Raw genomic sequence first — 16,114 nt, 5'->3', positions numbered from 1 at the left:
GCGCGGATCCGGGTGGGACCGGGCCGAAGCGGCAAGGGGACGGTTTCATAGGTGACGTGACACGTACGCGGCAGGGCCCTGGGGCCGTCGCCTATGACGACGTCAACGAGCTCATCGCCACCGCCACCCGGCTGATGCAGAAGGACGCCGCGCCGGACACGCTCACCCCGGATGACCTGCGGCGCATCGGCGAGGAGCTGGACATCCCCGCGCGCTACGTGGACCAGGCGCTGGAGGCGCTGGCCCGCCGCCGCGAGGAGCAGGCCCGCGAGGCCCAGGCCCGTGAGCGGCTGTCGCGTCAGCGCCGCGCGAGGCTCAAGCAGGGCGCGTGGGCGGGAGTGGCGCTCGCGGGCGTGCTGGCCGTGTCGGGGCTCGTCGTTCGCAACGGGCTCACCACCACGCTGGCGGAGGTGGCGCAGAAGCGGTCCCAGGTGCGCAACGTGGTGGAGCGCCGTGAGACCCTGCATGCGCGCCTGGATCAGCTCACGCCCGGTCTGAACCGCGACGCGGAGGTGGCGGGCGCGGACAACCGCGTGGCGGTGGAGCAGCGCCGCTATGACGAGCGCGCCGCTGCGTACAACGCCTCCGCTGCTTCCTTCCCCACGAGCTGGGTGGTCCGCCTGAGCGGGCTGCCCCCTTCGCTGCCGTTGTCCTCGGAGGTGTCCTCATGGTGAAGATCGTCCTCCTGACGTTGCTGTTGCCCGTGCTGGCCCTGGCCGCGATTCCCGCCATCACGCGGCCGGTGACGGATCCGCGGGGGATGTTGACCTCGCGCGAAACGGAGACGGTCGCCAAGGCCCTGGTGGACCTGCGCGCCGCGAAGCAGGTGCAGATGGCGGTGCTGCTCGTGGACACCACGGAGGGCCAGCCCATCGAGGACTACGCGCAGGCCGCCTTCCGCCAGTGGAAGGGCGGTGTGGCGGGACAGAACAATGGCCTGCTGCTCGTCATCGCGCGCGCGGACCGCCGCTCCCGGATGGAGGTGGGCTACGGACTGGAGGCATCGCTGACGGATGGTGAGGCGACGGCCTTGCTGCACGCGCAGGGACCGTACTTGCGCGAGGGCCGGTTCGAACCGGCGCTGCTCGCCATCATCGCGGGCGTGGATGCGCAGGTGTCCGCCGGAGAGTTCTCGGGTGCCAGCGCCACGACACCGCCCTGGACCTCGGCGGAGTCGGCCTGGTTCCTCGTGGCGCTGTTCATCACGGCGTGCGTGATGGCGCGGCTGCTGCTCCAGGTCCAGGCCTCAGGCTTCCGGGGGCGGAGAGGGCTCACGATGGCGGCGCTGCTGGGCGTGCTGCCGGCAGCCGCGCTCGTCTCCGTCGGGTGGTCCGGGCCCAGGTCCCCGCTGTTCATCCTCGTCGCGTATGGCGTGCTGATGGGGGTGTTCTTCTGGGGATGGAGGCTGTTCCAGCGGTACACGACATCGTTTTGGGGACTGGGGCTGCTCTTCGCGCCCATGTTGATCCTCGCCAACAGCTGGTTGAAGAATGACCCCCTCCTCGAGCTGGCGGACTTCCTCTTCTGGCTGGTGTTCGGCTCCCTCTTCGCGTTTCCCGTGGCCGTGATGTTCAGTGCGCTGGGCATCCTTCTCTTCCGGAGGGTGTGGTACCCGGAGAGCCGCGGGACCTGGGGCGCCTCCGGTTCGGGAGGCGGTACCTCGTCGTCGGACTGGAGCGGCGGCGTCGGGTCTTCGAGCTACGACTCCTCGTCCAGCTACGACTCCTCGTCGTCCTCCAGCAGTGACTCGTCCAGTTCGTCCTCGGACTGGGGCGGCGGCAGCGACTCCTGGTAGCCCCTGGCTGCCCGCCTGCCCACCAGCCGGGCGCCATCTCCACGTTGGGTCAACCCAGAACGGCATGTGGAGGCCCGTCGCCTGCCTGGAGGGTGCTCCCTACCTTGGGGGCATGAGGCCTGCGCGCAAGGGACTCCCGGTCTACGTACCGCCCCGGACGGTGTGGTCGGTCGGGGCCCAGGTGGTGTTGCTCGTGTTGCTGGGCACGGCGATGCAGAGCCTGGGGCCCGTGCTCACGCTGCTGGCGGCGGCGCTGCTGCTGGGACTGGCGGCGGAGCCCGTCGTGCGCCGGCTGCAGTCGTGGGGCCTGCGCCGGGGGATGGGCGTGGCGCTCATCGCGCTGACGCTCTTGGGAGTCATCGGCCTGCTCATCCTCACGCTGGTGCCGCTGCTCGTGGAGCAGCTCCAGCACCTGGTGGAGGCGGCGCCGGTCTTCCTCACGGAGCTGACCCAGGCCCCCTGGGTGCGGAAGCTGGATGAGCACTTCGGCGTGCTGTCGCATCCGCAGGACGCGTTCAACATGGAGCCCGGCGTGCTGGCCAGGCCGCTCATCACCGTGCTGTCGTCCACGGTGGAGTTGCTGGGCGCGGGCGTCACGGTGCTGGCGCTGGCCGTATTCGGCCTGCTCTTCGGGCACGACCTCTACGCGAGCATCCTGGGTTGGGTACGCCCGCGCAGCCGTCCCCGCGTGCGCCGCGTGGTGGGCCGGATGCGCGAGGCGGTGGGCAACTACCTCGTCGGCACGCTGCTCATCGTCTCGGTGGGCGGCGCCTTCACGGCCGGCATGTCGCTGGCGTTGGGGGTGCCGTACTTCCTTCCGCTCGGCCTGGTGGCGATGGTGTTGGGGCTCATCCCGTACATCGGCAGCGTCATCACCGCGATACTGGTGAGCGTCACGACGCTGGCGTCGGTGGGCTCGAGGCGGGCGCTCCTCGCGCTGGCGCTGTTCATGGTCTACCAACAGTTCGAGGCCCACCTGTTCAGCCCCCTGGTCCAGCGGCGCGCCATCAAGATGAACCCGCTGCTCATCTCACTGGTGGCGCTGGTGGGCGGCTCCGTCGCGGGGCTGTTGGGCGTCATCCTCGCGGTGCCGGCGGCGGCGGCGGGGCAGGTGTTGCTCACGGAGGTGCAGCGCGAGCGTCGCAAGACGTGGAAGCGCGAGAGTCGTCTGGCGGCGGCCCTGCCTTCCGGACTGGGGAACGCGGACGAGGCACTGTTGGCGGGTCCACTTGCTCCACCGCGAAGTGAAGCGCGGCGTGCACCCCCGGCCGACTCCGGGCATCCTGGGACGCCGCACTGAAGACGCCTTCCCTCCCTAGAGCCCTCCATGACTACCGACGAGAGTGTTTCGGCTTCCCAGAAGCGCGTGGCGGCGGAGCGCGCGGTGGACTTCATCCAGCCGGGCATGGTGGTGGGGCTGGGAACGGGCAGCACGGCCGCGTACGCGGTGCGGCGGCTGGGCGCGCTGCTCTCCGCCGGGACGTTGAAGGACGTGGTGGGCGTCCCCACGTCGCGCGCGACGGAGGCCCTGGCCGCGTCGCTGGGCGTTCCGCTCACCACGCTGGATGTGCACCCGGTGGTGGACCTCACCATCGACGGCGCGGACGAGGTGGCCCCGGACCTGTCGCTCATCAAGGGCGGCGGTGGGGCGCTCCTGCGAGAGAAGGTGGTGGCGCAGGCCAGCCGCCGAGAAATCATCGTGGTGGACGCGGCGAAGCTGTCTCCCCGGCTGGGCACGAAGTGGCCGGTGCCGGTGGAGGTGTTGCCCTTCGGTTGGCGCTCGCAGGCGCTGTTCCTGGAGTCGCTGGGCGCGCGCGTGGTGGTGCGGCTCGCGCTGGACGGGGCGCCGTACCACACGGATCAGGGCAACGTGGTGTTGGACTGTGACTTCGGTCCCATTGGCGACCCGGCGGCGCTGGCCGCGAAGCTGGAGTCTCGCGCCGGGGTGATGGCGCACGGCCTGTTCCTGAACCTGACCACCGACCTGTTGGTGGCCGGGCCGGAGGGCATCACCCACCGCGTCCGGGGCGCGTGAGGCGCAGGGCATCCTCGGCGGTGTCCACGTCCTCCTCGCCGCCGGGCAGTGGGACCTCCACGACGCGCGAAGGGTCCCGGGCGATGAGCCCGCGTGCCCCGCCCGTGGGAGGCAGGGCCTCCAGCTCTGGGAAGAGGGCGCGGGAGAAGAGGGCGGGGACGCCCCGGGTGCCCGCGTAGGTGGACGCGACGATGGGCGCGCGCGTGCGTTCGAAGGTGGCGATGAGCGAGCGCAGGTGGGGTGCGTCCACGCGGAGTTGGTCGCAGAGCATCAGGAGGGCGCCGTCCACACCCGGGGGAAGCGCCCGCAGGCCGGCGTGCAGTGACGAGCCCTGACCCAGCGCCCAGTCCGGGTTGTCCACGCACCGCACGGCAAGCCCGTCCAGCTCCGCTGCGACGTCGTCACGCCGCGCGCCGAGCACCACGGTCACCACCGGGCTCGCGGCCAGGGCCCGCTCCGCCGCGCGACGTACCAGTGACACGCCTTCGTGGCGCAAGAGCTGCTTGGGTTGTCCCAGCCGCGAAGAACCACCGGCGGCGAGCAGCACGATGGCGACGGTCATGCACGCCTCCGCGCGCGGGCGAACTCATGCGCTGTGCGCGTTCCGAGCAGCCCGCCGTCCAATGGCTTGGGCTGTCCCCGCCGCGAAGAACCTCGCGCGGACGAGCGGACCGGCGCGTGCGCCGTGCGCGTTCCGAGCCCGTCGGTCGCGTGCGTCTCGCTGATGCGGTCCCTCACGCCGACCTGCGCTCCGGTGCGATGGCCTCCGCGTGGATGGGCGCCTGCCGTTCGCGCAGCCGTCCCCCGTCGCGCCCGGCCAGCACCGCCTGCACCTCCGCGATGATGGACAGGGCAATCTCGTCCGCGCCCTCCGCGCCCAGGTCCAACCCCATGGGCGCGTGCAGCTTCTCCAACTGTTCGGCGGTGGGCGTGCGCGCCAACTCCCGCAGGATGCGCTCCGTCCGGGCGCGAGGCCCGAGCACTCCCAGGTAACGCACCGGCAGCGGCACCAGCCGCTCCAGCAGCTCCCGGTCCTGCGGCAGGCTGTGCGTCATCACCAGCACCACGCTGCGCGCGGACAGCGGCACCTTCTCCAGCACCTCGCTGGCCCGCGACGCGACATGCGCCTGGGCCCCAGGGAACCTGCGGCGCAGCAGCTCCACGGGCCGGTCCGCCACCACCGTGAGGTGCCACCCGAGCCCCTGCGCGCGCGACACCACGGGCGCGACGTCGAAGCCGCTGCCAAACACCACCACCGGCGGCGCTGGCTCCACCACCTCCACCAGCACCTCCGCGCCTCCGCACGCGCCGCTCCAGGGCACGCCGCGCACCAACGCCTCCGTCGCCGCCGCGCGCACAGGTTCCAGCAGCGCGCCCTTGAGGTTTCCCTCCGACACGCCGTCCTCGCGCAACATCAGCCGCGAACCCACCGCGTCCTCGGGGCCCCGGTACACGGTGGCCACCACCGCGCGCAGCGACTGCTTGCGCGCCTCGGCCGCGAAGCCGAGCGCGTCACCTGGGCCGGGCTCCCAGCGCTCCAACAGGATGTCCACCACGCCGTTGCACCCGAGCGCGAACGACAGGCCGCCCTCGTCCTCCGCGGCGTCGCCCGTGGTGTCGTAGCGCAGCACACGCGGCCCGTCCGACGTCCAGAAGAAGGCCTTGCGCACGAGGTCTCCCTCCAGACACCCGCCGCTCACCCCGCCCGCGAGCCAGCCGTCCGCGCCCATCAACATGCGGGCCCCCGGACGCCGATACGACGAACCGGACACCGCCACCACCGTCGCCAACACCACCGGACCGGAGGCGCGACCGCATGCCCGCAGCAGGTCATCGAGTTCCTTCATCGCCTACCCATCTAACCACCCACGCCCCATGCCCGGGCCGATTCCGCCCCGGACGGATGTGCACCGTCCGACGTCCGATTCATGCCCGGCGCACGCAGGGCAACCATCCGGCCGACCGCCCGTCCCCTACGTGGCGCTGGCGGACAAGGCCCCCCGCCACGAACTTGAGCGGAGGACTTTTGATGGAGGCTCGGTGGAATCCAAAGCGCGACGGCATGACGCCCGACATCGCTTCCCCTTTGCTCATGGCACCCCGCGGGCCTGGCGCCCCAGCAAGGGGAGGGCGGCATGAAGATGCCCGAAGTGCTGGAACACCTGCCCGCCGTTGGACACCTGCTCGGACGCAAGCCGAGCGGGCAGGAGGACGTTTTGCCGAAGCGTGACCCCACCCTGACCCTGCCGGACTTCCAGGCCGTGCCGCTGCCCTCGAGCGAGCGCCGGCTGGGAGACGGCCGCACCTTCATCGTGCACCACCCCGCGCCGCGCGCGCCCCGGGGACCGGGCCTCACGGTGATGAGCTACAACATCCTCATGGGCGGCGAGCGTCAGGAGGCGCTGCTGGAGTACTTCACCCAACTGGAGGCCCAGGACCGCATGCCGGACGTCATCGGCCTGCAGGAGGCGGGCGTGCCCATGTCGGTGCTGCTCGCGTCCCGCTTCGGCTTCCACCTGGCGTACCAGGGCAGCGACGGCGACGACGGCACCCGGCTGGTGAACGGCAAGGCCTGGCTCAGCCGCCACCCCATCGTGGACGCCGCGCACTTCACCTACGTCCTCACCGACGCCGAGCGCAATGAAGCCATCGCGCGCCAGGGCTACGCGGGAGAGCTGGTGGAGGACCGGGGCGTGCTGTGGCTGAAGCTCCACGTGGAGGGCCGCCCGCTCTACCTCTACAACCTGCACCACGCGCTGGGGGACTCGGCCATCAACGCCCTCAACCTGCGCCAGCTCAACTCGCTCCTGAGCCGCCGCGAGGGCGTCCCCGCCGTCGTGCTGGGCGACTTCAACGCCAACACCGCCATCAAGCGAGGCGGCTCCTGGCTGGTGGCGCACCTGCTGCACCCGAAGCAGGACAACGACACGGACACCATCGAGGAGTTCCGTCAGCGCTACGGCGACGACATGCACAACGTCACGGTGGGCGACCGCGGCGTGGGCAACATCGCGGACCCGCGCCTGCGCCATGAGCTGCACACGCTGGAGCAGGACCTTCCGGAGACGGTGTGCCACGCGACGACGGTGCGCGTGCGGCTGGCGGACCACTCGCTGACGACGCCTCATCACGCCCGTCAGGAGCTGAGCTCCGGCCAGATTCCCAAGCACAGCCCCGCGTGGTGGCGCCTGCAGGACATCGCGGATTGCGCCACGCTCACCTCGCACCCGGACAGCCACGGCGTGGTGCACGCCACCGGCAAGCGCTTCGACAACTTCTACGCGACGCGCTCCCTGGTCCCGGTCCTCTTCGAGGTGGACCGCTCCACCGAGTCCTCGGACCACCAGCCGGTGGTGGCCCACTACCGCTTCGGCGACGGACAGGTGAAGTCCCCGCCGCACCACTGACGTCCTGCCCCCGCTACGCGGCGAGGGCCGCGGAGCGGTGGCGCGCGAAGAGGTCCTTCACGTAGCGGCGCAGCAGGGCCGCGTCGATGTCCGGGCACTGGATGTCCGTGCCCGCCAGCGCGGCGCGGGTGTGGTCCGTGCGCACGCGCGGCGTGCGGTGGTGCAGCTCCAGCACCGTGCGGGTGCCGTGGTAGACCTTCTCCCGCAGGAACGCGATCAGCGGGAAGAGGGCGTTGTCCGGCCCTACCCGTCCCAGCTCGCGCAGCCACACGGCGGGCGCCACGCGGCGCACCGGGTGCCCGTGCACGCCCAGCATGTCGAAGAGGGCGTTGTGGCTCGGCTCCTGTTCGCGCTCCGGCGCCAGGTTGTACGTGCCGCCCGGGGCCTGGGTGAGCACCAGGTGCGCGGTGGCGCTGGCCACGTAGTCCACCGGCACCGGCAGCCAGTACTTGTCCGGCAGGTCCGGCGACATGCCCAGCTGCGCGTTGCCCACCAGCAGCCGGCACAGCATGTCGTCCGCGTTGCCGATGCCCGTGCGGCTGTGGCCCTGGATGAAGCCCGGCCGGTAGATGCTGACCGGCAGGCCGCTGTCGCGCGCGTCCACGGCGATCCTCTCCGCGACCCACTTGGCCCGCGTGTAGCCGTTCTCGTAGGACATCAAATCCAACGAGCGCTCCAGCGCGAAGTCCTCGTCCACCTCCTCCAGGCCCAGCAGCGTGCCCACCGCGCCGTGGACGCTGAGCGAGGACACGTGGTGCAGGGGCTTCGTGCGGCCGTGCGCGCAGAAGGCCAGCACCTGCTGCGTACCGGCGACGTTGGGCCGCCCCGCGTCCGCGTACGGCAGGATGTAGCTGATGCTCGCGGCCGAGTGCACCACCGCGTCGCACTGGAGCGCCAGGTCGTCATGCACGGACGCTTCCAGCCCCAGCCGCGTCCGGGTGATGTCGCCCGCCACCGCCTGGATGCGCCCGTCGCGCCAGGGCAGGTGCACGCCGTACTTGCGAGCGGTGGCACGAAGCCGCGCGCCCGCCTCCGCGTCGTCGCGCGCCCGCACCAGGCAGTGGATGCGCTCCACGCGAGGCGCCAGCGCGGCCAGCAGGTGGATGCCCAGGAACCCCGTCGCCCCCGTGAGCAGGAGCGTGCGCGGCGGCTGCTTGACGAGCGCGGGGGCCGTGAGCCGGGGCAGGGCGGCGGACCGCGCGTCGGTCAGCAGCGTGGCGCGCACGCCCTGGGGGCCCGCTTCGGCCGGAGCCGCGCCGGCCTCGCAGAAGGGCAGGAGCAGCTGGGGCGTGGGGTGCGAGTACACGCGGCGCGACGGCAGCGACACGCCGAAGTCCTCCTCCACCTGGGCCAGCACGTGCGCCACGCCCAGGGAGTCACCGCCCGCCTGGAAGAAGTGCGTGTTCGCCGTGACCGTGCCCGGGGCCGAGCCCAGGCCTCGCTCGAAGGCGCGGCACAGCCGGTCAATCGGAGTGGCGGGCGTCGAGGGCGAGGTGGGCTGCGCGGCGCGGGACTCGGACGCGGTGGCGCCCACCCAGTCCGCCGGGGGCTGCAGGGCTCCCCGGTCCACCTTGCCCAGGTGGGGCATGAGCGGCAGGCGCGGCAGCTCCACGAAGCGGTGCGGCACCATGTAGTCCGGCAGCACGACGCCCAGGTGCGCGCGCAGCGCCTCCAGCGACACCGTGTGGCCCTCCTGCACGCTGTGGTACGCCACCAGCAGGCCCGACGTCTGGCCCTGCGCGTCCGTGTGCTCGAAGACCGTCACCGCCGCCTGCGCGACGCCCGGGTACGCGTACAGCGCCTGCTCGATGGCCTCCAACTCGATGCGGAAGCCGCGCAGCTTCACCTGCTGATCCATCCGTCCCAGGAACACGAGCGCCCCGTCCGCGCGGCGCACGGCCTCGTCACCGGTGCGGTACCACCGGGCGCCCTGGGCGTCCGTGGGGAAGCGCTCCCGCGTGCGCTCGGGCTGGTTGCGGTAGCCCTCCGCCACGCCCTCGCCGCCAATCCACACCTCGCCCGTCGCGCCCACCGCGACGTCCTGTCCGTCCGTCCCCACCACGCGCAGGTGCACGCCCGGCAGCGCCTGTCCGATGGGCACGGGCGACTCGCCGCCCTTCACCCGGTACGCGGTCGCGCAGACCGTTCCCTCCGTGGGGCCATAGGCGTTGAAGACGCGGCGGCCGGACGCATGCCACCGCTCCGCGAGCGGCGCCGGGCAGCGCTCGCCCGCCATCACCACGCACGCCACGTCCGGCAGCGTGTCCACGTGCGGCCCCAACTGCCCCAGCACGGACGGCGGCAGGCACAGGTGCGTCACGCGCTGCTGGCGCAGGTACTCCGCCATGCGCCGTCCGGGCAGCAGGTCCTCGCGCGTGCCCTGCACCACGGCGCCGCCCGCGAACAGCGTGGGGAACACCTCCCACACGGACGCGTCGAAGTTGATGCTGGCGAACTGGAGGTGCCGCGTGTCCGGCCCCAGGCCCAATAGCGGCCCCACGCCGTGCACCAGGTTCACCAGCCCCCGGAACGTGCACACCACGCCCTTGGGCTCGCCCGTGCTGCCAGAGGTGTAGATGAGGTACGCGGGCCGGTCCGGCGGCGCGTCGATGACGTCCGAGACGTCGATGTCCTCCGCGCCGTCCACCGCCGCCGCATCCGCCTCCAGGAAGGGCAGGGGAGTCCCCAGCCACGTCTCCAGGAGTCCCACGGAGACGCGGTGCATGCGCTGCGTGACGACGCCGCGCAGGCCCGCGTCGCGCAGGATGCGCAGCAGCCGCTCGTCGGGGAGGAAGGGATCCAATGGCACGTAGGCCGCGCCGGCCATCCAGATGCCCAGGATGGCCGGGATGACCTCCGGCCCCGGCACCACCATCAACCCCACGCGGTCTCCCGGCTGCACGTTCCACTCGGTCCGCAGCCTCCACGCCACCCGGGCCGCCCGGCGCAACAGCTCCGGCTGCTTCAGCACCGTGGAGCCGAAGGCGATCTCCGCGGTCGGGGGAAGACGCAGCGTGGACGGAAGGGCCATGGTGCATTCCTTGGATGTGGTGACTCACGCGCGGGTGCTTCGCGTTTGAAAATTCTAAAGACTGTCAGCGTTCGCGCAATACGTAGGAACCGCGCGGTGATACACGCGGAGTCTTGATTGCGACACACACGCTCGGGTCATCCACGCCCCCGTCTCCGTCAGGGGACTCCCGCACGCGGTGTATGTCATTCCCGCCTGGATATATCTTTGGAACACCGCGGGCGCGTACCGCCACGCCAGGGTGACGATGTCTGTCTTTTTCCCGTGGGGGTGTGCCGCCGCCGCGCGTGGGCCTCCAGTGGGTGGGTGCAACCTGATTCGTCGGGGTGGGTCCGCACCCCCTGACGCGCTGGATGATTCAAGGGGGCTGGGCTGTAGTGGAGGACCGGATGCCTTCGCTACGACACGCCTTCCTGCTCAACGCCGTCCGCGAGCTTGGCCGCTCGGTGCCGGACATCGCCCACTCGCGCGCCTCCTGGGACGCGTGCCTGGAGCGGATCCGCGAGGTGTGCATCACGACGCTGGGCATGGAGTACGACACGCTCACCCGCTTCGACGCGCGCTCCGTCGTCGGGCTCTTCGCCCACCCGGAGCAGGCGCGCATCCTCGCCCGGCTGGTGGATGAGCGGGCCCGCCTGTGCGAGGCCCACGGGCGCTACGCGGACGCGCTGGCGGACAGCGTCTTCGCGGGCCAGCTCCTCATGTGCTCACGCGCCCGCTTCGGTCTGCCCCGGGATGCCCGCGCCGCGGACGTCCTGGAGCGCGAGGCAGGGACTCCCACGCCCCTGCCCCTGCCCGAGGAGTGACGTCAGCCGGCCTTCACCTTCAGGACGACCTTGCCCACGGCCTGGCGCGACTCCAGCTCGCGCAGCGCCTGCGCGCCGTCCTCGAAGGGGAAGACGCGGCCCACCACTGGATTGACGATGCCCTTCGCCGCGAGCGCCTCCAGGTCCCTGGCGATCTCGCCCGGCAGCTCCGGCGCCTGCATCAGGAAGGCGCCCCACGCCACGCCCACCACGGAGACGTTGCGCAGGAGCAGCCGGTTCACCGTGACGGAGGGGATCTGGCCGCTGGCGAAGCCCACCACCAGGATCCGTCCCTCCGGCGCCAGCACCTTGAGGCTCTTCTCGAAGACGTCGCCGCCCACGGGGTCCAGCACCACGTCCGCGCCCCGGCCGTCCGTGGCCTCGCGCACGCCAGCCTGGAACTCCTTCAATAGAAGGACGACGTCCGCGCCCGCGCGCGTCGCCACCTCCTTCTTGCGCTCGTCGCTCACCACCGCCAGCACGCGCGCCCCGGCGCCCTTCGCCACCTGCACGGCCGCGGTGCCCACGCCGCCCGCAGCGCCGTGCACCACCACCGTCTCTCCCTGGCGCAGCTGCCCGCGCCGGTGCAGCGCGAAGTGCGCCGTGTGGTAGTTCATCACCACGCCCGCCGCCTGCTCGAAGCTCCACGCTTCCGGAATGGGGAAGGCCATCTCCGGCGCCACCACGCAGGCCTCCGCGAAGCCGCCCAGGGTGAAGGAGAAGCCCATCACCCTGTCGCCGGGCTTCACCCGTGCCCCCGCCGGCGCGGCGCGCACCACGCCCGCCACCTCCACTCCCGGCACGAAGGGCACCTCCGGCTTCATCTGGTACTGGCCGCGGGTGAGCAGCAGATCCGGGAAGCTCACCCCGGCCGCCACCACATCAATGAGGACCCCGTCCCCCGCCTCCGGCTCCGGGACCTCCACCATCGCCAGGCCCTCGGGGCCCTCCAGCCGCTGAAGCTGCAACGCGCGCATGTGTGTCGCCTCCTTGAGAGCGGGACGCTAGCCCGCCTGCCCCGCCCCCAGAACCCTCCTGGATGTCAACGGTGATGAAGGACCCACCCGGGTCGGGAATAAATGAGACGGCAATTTCTCCCCGGCGTTCACTCATTGCACGCATCCGCCGACAGACGCTTCAACCACGAAGTAACCGCCTTACTGGTTTGAAGCTTCAACCCCGTTTTCGCCGGGCTGCGTGAGTTCCTCCGTCATTTCAAGCAGTTGCGAGATAGTCTCGAAGTTTGAGAAGAGATGTAAAAGTAGAAATCTCGCCTGTACTTGAAATACGCGCCTCTCCTGTGGCACAGTGTTTCCTAATCTTTCCCCTTAGGAGGATTACATGTACGAGAAGCGAGTACGCGGCGCCCTGGGTGCCGCAGCCCTGTCCCTGATGGTTGGCGCTTGCACCGATGGCGCTCCTGCGGCGAACACCGAGGACGCCAACATCCAGAAGGCTTCCGCCAATCTGTCGGCGGGCCAGAAGGTCATCGCGGCGGACTCCGACGCGGTCCCCACCTTCCTCACCGGTTCCTTCGGTTCCGTCCCCGCTCCCTCGGCCATCCAGGGCATCGCGGCCCAGCAGCAGCTGGCGCCGGTGCTCGCGGGCGTGGCGCCGCTGTTCCACCTGAACCCGAACGACCTGTTCCTGAAGCGGGCCTACGTCGGCTTCGACGGTGACACCCACTACCGTTACGGCGTGACCCAGAACGGCATCCTGGTTCAGGACGCCGAGGTTCGCCTGCACGCGCGCAACGGCTCCGTGTTCGCGGTGAACACCAACGCCCGTGGCGACCTGCAGGGCGAGCTGAAGGCCACCATCGCGTCCGACGCGGCCATCTCGGCGGCGGTCGGTGATCGCGGTTCCCCGGAGCGCGCGGCCGCCAACGGCGAGCCCCAGCTCGTGTACCGCCGCTCGGGCAACGAGCTCATCCTCGCGTACGAAATTCGCGTCGTGGGCGAGCTGAAGGACACCACCCCGGTGGATGACTCCGTGTACGTGAACGCCAAGACGGGAGACGTCTTCGAGCGCGTTCCGCACATCCACTCGGCGAAGAACCGCCAGGTCAACGACATGCAGCACAAGACGAACGTCCCCACGGGCGGCGTTCGGGCTCGGTGGGAGGGTGATGCGGCCCACGCCGACGTGGTGGTGAACAACAACTACAACCACCTGGGCACGGTCTACGACTGCTACCAGACCCTGTTCGGCCGCGACTCCATCAACAACGCGGGCGCGACGCTGAAGAGCTTCGTCCACTACAGCAACAACTACGTCAACGCCTACTGGGACGGCACCCAGATGGTGTACGGCGATGGCGACGGCGTGAACGCCTCCAACCTGGCGAACTCGCTGGACGTGACCGCGCACGAGCTGACGCACGCGGTGACGGAGAACGAGTCCAACCTCACCTACTCCGGTGAGTCCGGCGGCCTGAACGAGTCCCTCTCGGACATCTTCGGCGCGGTGTGCGAGTGGTACGGCAAGGGCAAGGTCATCGACGACGGCACCTGGATCGTCGGCGACGACGTCTGGACCCCGAGCATCCCGGGTGACGGCCTGCGCTACATGAAGAACCCCACGCAGGACGGGGACTCGCTCGACTACTACCCGGACTACGGCTCGGGCGTGGACGTGCACTACAGCTCGGGTATCTCCAACCTGGCGTTCTACCTGATGTCCGAGGGTGGCACGCACCCGCGCGCCAAGACGACCCAGGTCGTCACCGGCATCGGCTTCGAGAAGGCCGCTCGCGTCTTCTACAAGATCAACGCCGACCTGCTGGTTGCGTCCTCGAACTTCGAGGCCGCGAAGACCGCCTCCGAGCAGGCCGCGACGCAGCTGGGCTTCACCGCGGCGGAGATCGCCTCGGTGGGCAACGCCTGGAAGGCCGTGGGCGTGGGCGTGCCCGTGCCTCCTCCGGTGACCACGCCGATCGAGAAGGGCGTGCCCGTGACGGGCATCAACGGCACCTCCGGCAGCAAGGTGTACTACTCGGTGACCATCCCCGAGGGCGCCACGGACGTGACCTTCACGCTGTCCGGTGGCACGGGTGACGCGGACCTCTACGTCCGCAAGACCAACGCCCCGACGGACTCCCTGTACGACTGCCGTCCGTACAAGTCCGGCAACGCGGAGACCTGCACCTTCGCCACCTCCGGCGCCAAGGGCATCTGGTACGTGATGATCAAGGGCTTCACCTCCTACACGGGCACCAGCCTGTCCGTGACCTGGAAGGGTGGCTTCGAGGACATCGGCAACGAGACCCGCATCGAGGGCCTCTCCGGCGTGCCGGGCTCCACCCGCACCTTCATCATCGACGTGCCTGAGTTCAAGAAGGACTCTGGCATCAACACGCTGTCCATCGCGCTGGGCGAGGGCGAGGGCAACGCCGACGTCTACGTGCAGGCCGCCGCCGCTCCGACGTTCACGTCCTACCTGGGCCGTGGCGTGAGGGAGAGCGCGACGGAGAGCGTCATCCTGCGCAACATCCCGGCGGGCAAGTACTACATCACGATCGTCGGTGTGCCGAGCCTGGTCGACACCGAGGTGGACGGCTACATCAACACCGTGTTCGCGGCCTCCTACAAGGTCAAGTAGTGCCTGAAGGTGTGGGGCGCGGCGAAGGTGCCGCGCTCCGCTCCTGAAACCCCGGGCTCCCGCCTCCTCGCGGGACCCGGGGTTCTTTTTTTGTCCCGCTTCAGTTCACCGCGTGCGCCGCGGTGGGGCCCAGGCGCATGGGCTGGGCGCGGCCGTAGGTGAGCGAGCGCCACAGCCACTCCACCGGGCCGAAGCGGAAGCGCGCCAGCCACCAGTGGCTGAAGGCCACCTGTCCCGCGAACAGCAGCAGGCTGAAGACCACCGTGAGCGACGGCGGCGTGCGGCCCACCAGGCCCAGGCCCCAGCCGTCATACAGCGTGATGCTGAGCACGGACTGCATGAGGTAGAGCGTCAGCGCCATGCGGCCCGCGGGGGTGAAGACGCCCAGCACCTTGCGCCAGCGCTCCTTCTGGAAGAGCAGCGCGAAGGCCGCCGCGAAGCCCACGCCCAGGAAGAGGATGCCCACGTCCTTGGGGATGCGCATCCACACCAGCCACCCCGGCAGGCTCGTCACGCCCCGGTAGGTGAGGTTGATCGCCAGGACGACGAGCCCGATGACGCTGCCCACCCCCAGTCCCCAGGCGGCCAGCTTCCGCAGCAGCGGACGGTGGCGCTCCACGTCCTGCAGCAGCCCCCGGCGCCCGGCCCACAGGCCCAGCAGGAAGCGGCCCAGGATGATGGACAGCAGCACCGGGCGGTTGGGGTTGGGGATGCTGGCCCAGCCGTAGGCCGCGTTGGCCTGCTGGCTCGTCACAACCGAGTCGCTGGAGAGGCCCGCGAAGAAGGCCGCGCGGCGCTCCGCGTCCTCCTCCCGCGTGGCCTTCTGGGCGCGCTCCGTCGCCGCCGCGCCGTCCAGCATCACCGGGAGCACCCGCTGCCCGATGGAGAAGACGGTGGGCACCACGAACAGGAACAGCGCCGCCCAGACGAGCACCGTCTTTTCGGAGCACTGGCGGAACGACAGCAGCAGGAAGCCCACCAACGCGTAGGTGGTGAGGATGTCGCCCAGCCAGATGGCGAACATGTGGACCAGCCCGATGCCCAACAGCACGAGCAGGCGGCGCCGGTACACCGGCACGATGGAGGTGCCCCGCCCCTCGGCGCGCGTCATCTGCAGCGCGAAGCCCAGGCCGAAGAGGAGGGTGAAGAGGGTGACGAACTTCTGCTCGATGAGCAGCGCGAAGAGCGAATTGACCGTGAGCTCCAGCGGCGACGCGGCCAGCGCCAGGGCCTGCTCTTTCGGCAGGAACAGCCGACCGTTGAACCAGTTCAGGCTGTTGGAGATGAAGACGCCCAGGAGCGCGAAGCCGCGCAGGGCGTCCAGGGCGTGGACGCGCTGCGCGCTTTCAATGGGACCGGCGGAAGGGGACTCGGACATGCCGGGCACTACATGCCGGCGCCCTCGGCAGCGTCAAATCACGCGCCCGCCCTGATACAGCG

12 protein-coding genes are annotated in these 16,114 nt (G+C 70.6%); 7 read left to right on the top strand and 5 right to left on the bottom strand.

The annotated features are described in order from the left end of the window. The first annotated feature begins 56 nt into the window (after positions 1 to 56). The 4 genes from GTZ93_RS14890 (at position 57) to rpiA (ending at position 3,830) form a co-directional block, all read left to right on the top strand. On the top strand, positions 57 to 674 hold the full coding sequence (locus tag GTZ93_RS14890) for a type II toxin-antitoxin system HipA family toxin (protein WP_139916725.1): 618 nt from the start codon (positions 57 to 59) through the stop codon (positions 672 to 674). Beyond that, positions 668 to 1,795: a TPM domain-containing protein gene (locus GTZ93_RS14885; RefSeq protein ID WP_139916723.1), complete on the top strand. Its 1,128-nt coding sequence runs from the start codon at positions 668 to 670 to the stop codon at positions 1,793 to 1,795. Before GTZ93_RS14890 ends, GTZ93_RS14885 begins: the two co-directional genes overlap by 7 nt. A 112-nt stretch (positions 1,796 to 1,907) precedes the next feature. Next, the gene (locus GTZ93_RS14880; RefSeq protein WP_139916721.1) at positions 1,908 to 3,095 is read left to right on the top strand and encodes an AI-2E family transporter; all 1,188 of its coding nucleotides are present in this window, start codon (positions 1,908 to 1,910) and stop codon (positions 3,093 to 3,095) included. 27 nt (positions 3,096 to 3,122) lie between these two features. Continuing rightward, positions 3,123 to 3,830, top strand: coding sequence for a ribose-5-phosphate isomerase RpiA (gene rpiA / locus GTZ93_RS14875; protein ID WP_120577289.1), 708 nt, complete (start codon positions 3,123 to 3,125; stop codon positions 3,828 to 3,830). On the opposite strand, the gene GTZ93_RS14870 is transcribed toward rpiA, so the two are convergent. Next, the gene (locus GTZ93_RS14870; protein ID WP_139916719.1) at positions 3,805 to 4,392 is read right to left on the bottom strand and encodes a nucleotidyltransferase family protein; all 588 of its coding nucleotides are present in this window, start codon (positions 4,390 to 4,392) and stop codon (positions 3,805 to 3,807) included. The two genes, rpiA and GTZ93_RS14870, sit on opposite strands and share 26 nt — an antisense overlap. Before the next feature lie 172 nt (positions 4,393 to 4,564). Beyond that, positions 4,565 to 5,677: an XdhC family protein gene (locus GTZ93_RS14865; protein WP_139916718.1), complete on the bottom strand. Its 1,113-nt coding sequence runs from the start codon at positions 5,675 to 5,677 to the stop codon at positions 4,565 to 4,567. A gap of 288 nt (positions 5,678 to 5,965) precedes the next feature. Between GTZ93_RS14865 and GTZ93_RS14860 the strand changes: the two genes are divergently transcribed. Beyond that, entirely contained in the window at positions 5,966 to 7,237 is a 1,272-nt protein-coding gene (locus tag GTZ93_RS14860; protein ID WP_121754169.1) for an endonuclease/exonuclease/phosphatase family protein, read from the top strand. A gap of 13 nt (positions 7,238 to 7,250) precedes the next feature. On the opposite strand, the gene GTZ93_RS14855 is transcribed toward GTZ93_RS14860, so the two are convergent. Beyond that, positions 7,251 to 10,268 carry a non-ribosomal peptide synthetase gene (locus GTZ93_RS14855; protein ID WP_139916716.1) on the bottom strand — a complete coding sequence of 1,006 codons (3,018 nt, stop codon included), beginning with the start codon at positions 10,266 to 10,268 and terminating at the stop codon, positions 7,251 to 7,253. Positions 10,269 to 10,657: 389 nt separating this feature from the next. On the opposite strand from GTZ93_RS14855, the gene GTZ93_RS14850 reads away from it, so the two are divergent. Beyond that, positions 10,658 to 11,074: a hypothetical protein gene (locus tag GTZ93_RS14850; protein ID WP_139916714.1), complete on the top strand. Its 417-nt coding sequence runs from the start codon at positions 10,658 to 10,660 to the stop codon at positions 11,072 to 11,074. Positions 11,075 to 11,076: 2 nt separating this feature from the next. On the opposite strand, the gene GTZ93_RS14845 is transcribed toward GTZ93_RS14850, so the two are convergent. Beyond that, complete coding sequence (locus GTZ93_RS14845; RefSeq protein WP_139916712.1) at positions 11,077 to 12,051, bottom strand: NADPH:quinone oxidoreductase family protein; 975 nt, start codon at positions 12,049 to 12,051, stop codon at positions 11,077 to 11,079. Positions 12,052 to 12,415: 364 nt separating this feature from the next. Between GTZ93_RS14845 and GTZ93_RS14840 the strand changes: the two genes are divergently transcribed. Further along, positions 12,416 to 14,674, top strand: a complete 2,259-nt coding sequence (locus tag GTZ93_RS14840) for a M4 family metallopeptidase (RefSeq protein ID WP_139916710.1) — start codon at positions 12,416 to 12,418, stop codon at positions 14,672 to 14,674. A 100-nt stretch (positions 14,675 to 14,774) separates the two neighbouring features. Here GTZ93_RS14840 and GTZ93_RS14835 read toward each other — a convergent pair whose 3' ends face one another. Further along, positions 14,775 to 16,052 (bottom strand): DUF418 domain-containing protein, encoded by a 1,278-nt coding sequence (locus tag GTZ93_RS14835; RefSeq protein ID WP_139916709.1) that lies wholly within the window; start codon positions 16,050 to 16,052, stop codon positions 14,775 to 14,777. Between the last annotated feature and the right edge of the window lie 62 nt (positions 16,053 to 16,114).

Source organism: Corallococcus exiguus (assembly GCF_009909105.1).
GTDB classification, from domain to species: Bacteria; Myxococcota; Myxococcia; order Myxococcales; family Myxococcaceae; genus Corallococcus; species Corallococcus exiguus.
Note: the sequence above shows the minus strand (reverse complement) of the source record. Positions and strands in the feature narration are given on the sequence as shown.

Excerpts from the sequence above, each read along its gene's own strand:
- GTZ93_RS14885 (WP_139916723.1), top strand. The coding sequence starts at position 668 with ATGGTGAAGATCGTCCTCCTGACGTTGCTGTTGCCCGTGCTGGCCCTG.
- GTZ93_RS14880 (WP_139916721.1), top strand. The coding sequence starts at position 1,908 with ATGAGGCCTGCGCGCAAGGGACTCCCGGTCTACGTACCGCCCCGGACG.
- rpiA (WP_120577289.1), top strand. The coding sequence starts at position 3,123 with ATGACTACCGACGAGAGTGTTTCGGCTTCCCAGAAGCGCGTGGCGGCG.
- GTZ93_RS14870 (WP_139916719.1), bottom strand. The coding sequence starts at position 4,392 with ATGACCGTCGCCATCGTGCTGCTCGCCGCCGGTGGTTCTTCGCGGCTG.
- GTZ93_RS14865 (WP_139916718.1), bottom strand. The coding sequence starts at position 5,677 with ATGAAGGAACTCGATGACCTGCTGCGGGCATGCGGTCGCGCCTCCGGT.
- GTZ93_RS14860 (WP_121754169.1), top strand. The coding sequence starts at position 5,966 with ATGAAGATGCCCGAAGTGCTGGAACACCTGCCCGCCGTTGGACACCTG.
- GTZ93_RS14855 (WP_139916716.1), bottom strand. The coding sequence starts at position 10,268 with ATGGCCCTTCCGTCCACGCTGCGTCTTCCCCCGACCGCGGAGATCGCC.
- GTZ93_RS14850 (WP_139916714.1), top strand. The coding sequence starts at position 10,658 with ATGCCTTCGCTACGACACGCCTTCCTGCTCAACGCCGTCCGCGAGCTT.
- GTZ93_RS14845 (WP_139916712.1), bottom strand. The coding sequence starts at position 12,051 with ATGCGCGCGTTGCAGCTTCAGCGGCTGGAGGGCCCCGAGGGCCTGGCG.
- GTZ93_RS14840 (WP_139916710.1), top strand. The coding sequence starts at position 12,416 with ATGTACGAGAAGCGAGTACGCGGCGCCCTGGGTGCCGCAGCCCTGTCC.
- GTZ93_RS14835 (WP_139916709.1), bottom strand. The coding sequence starts at position 16,052 with ATGTCCGAGTCCCCTTCCGCCGGTCCCATTGAAAGCGCGCAGCGCGTC.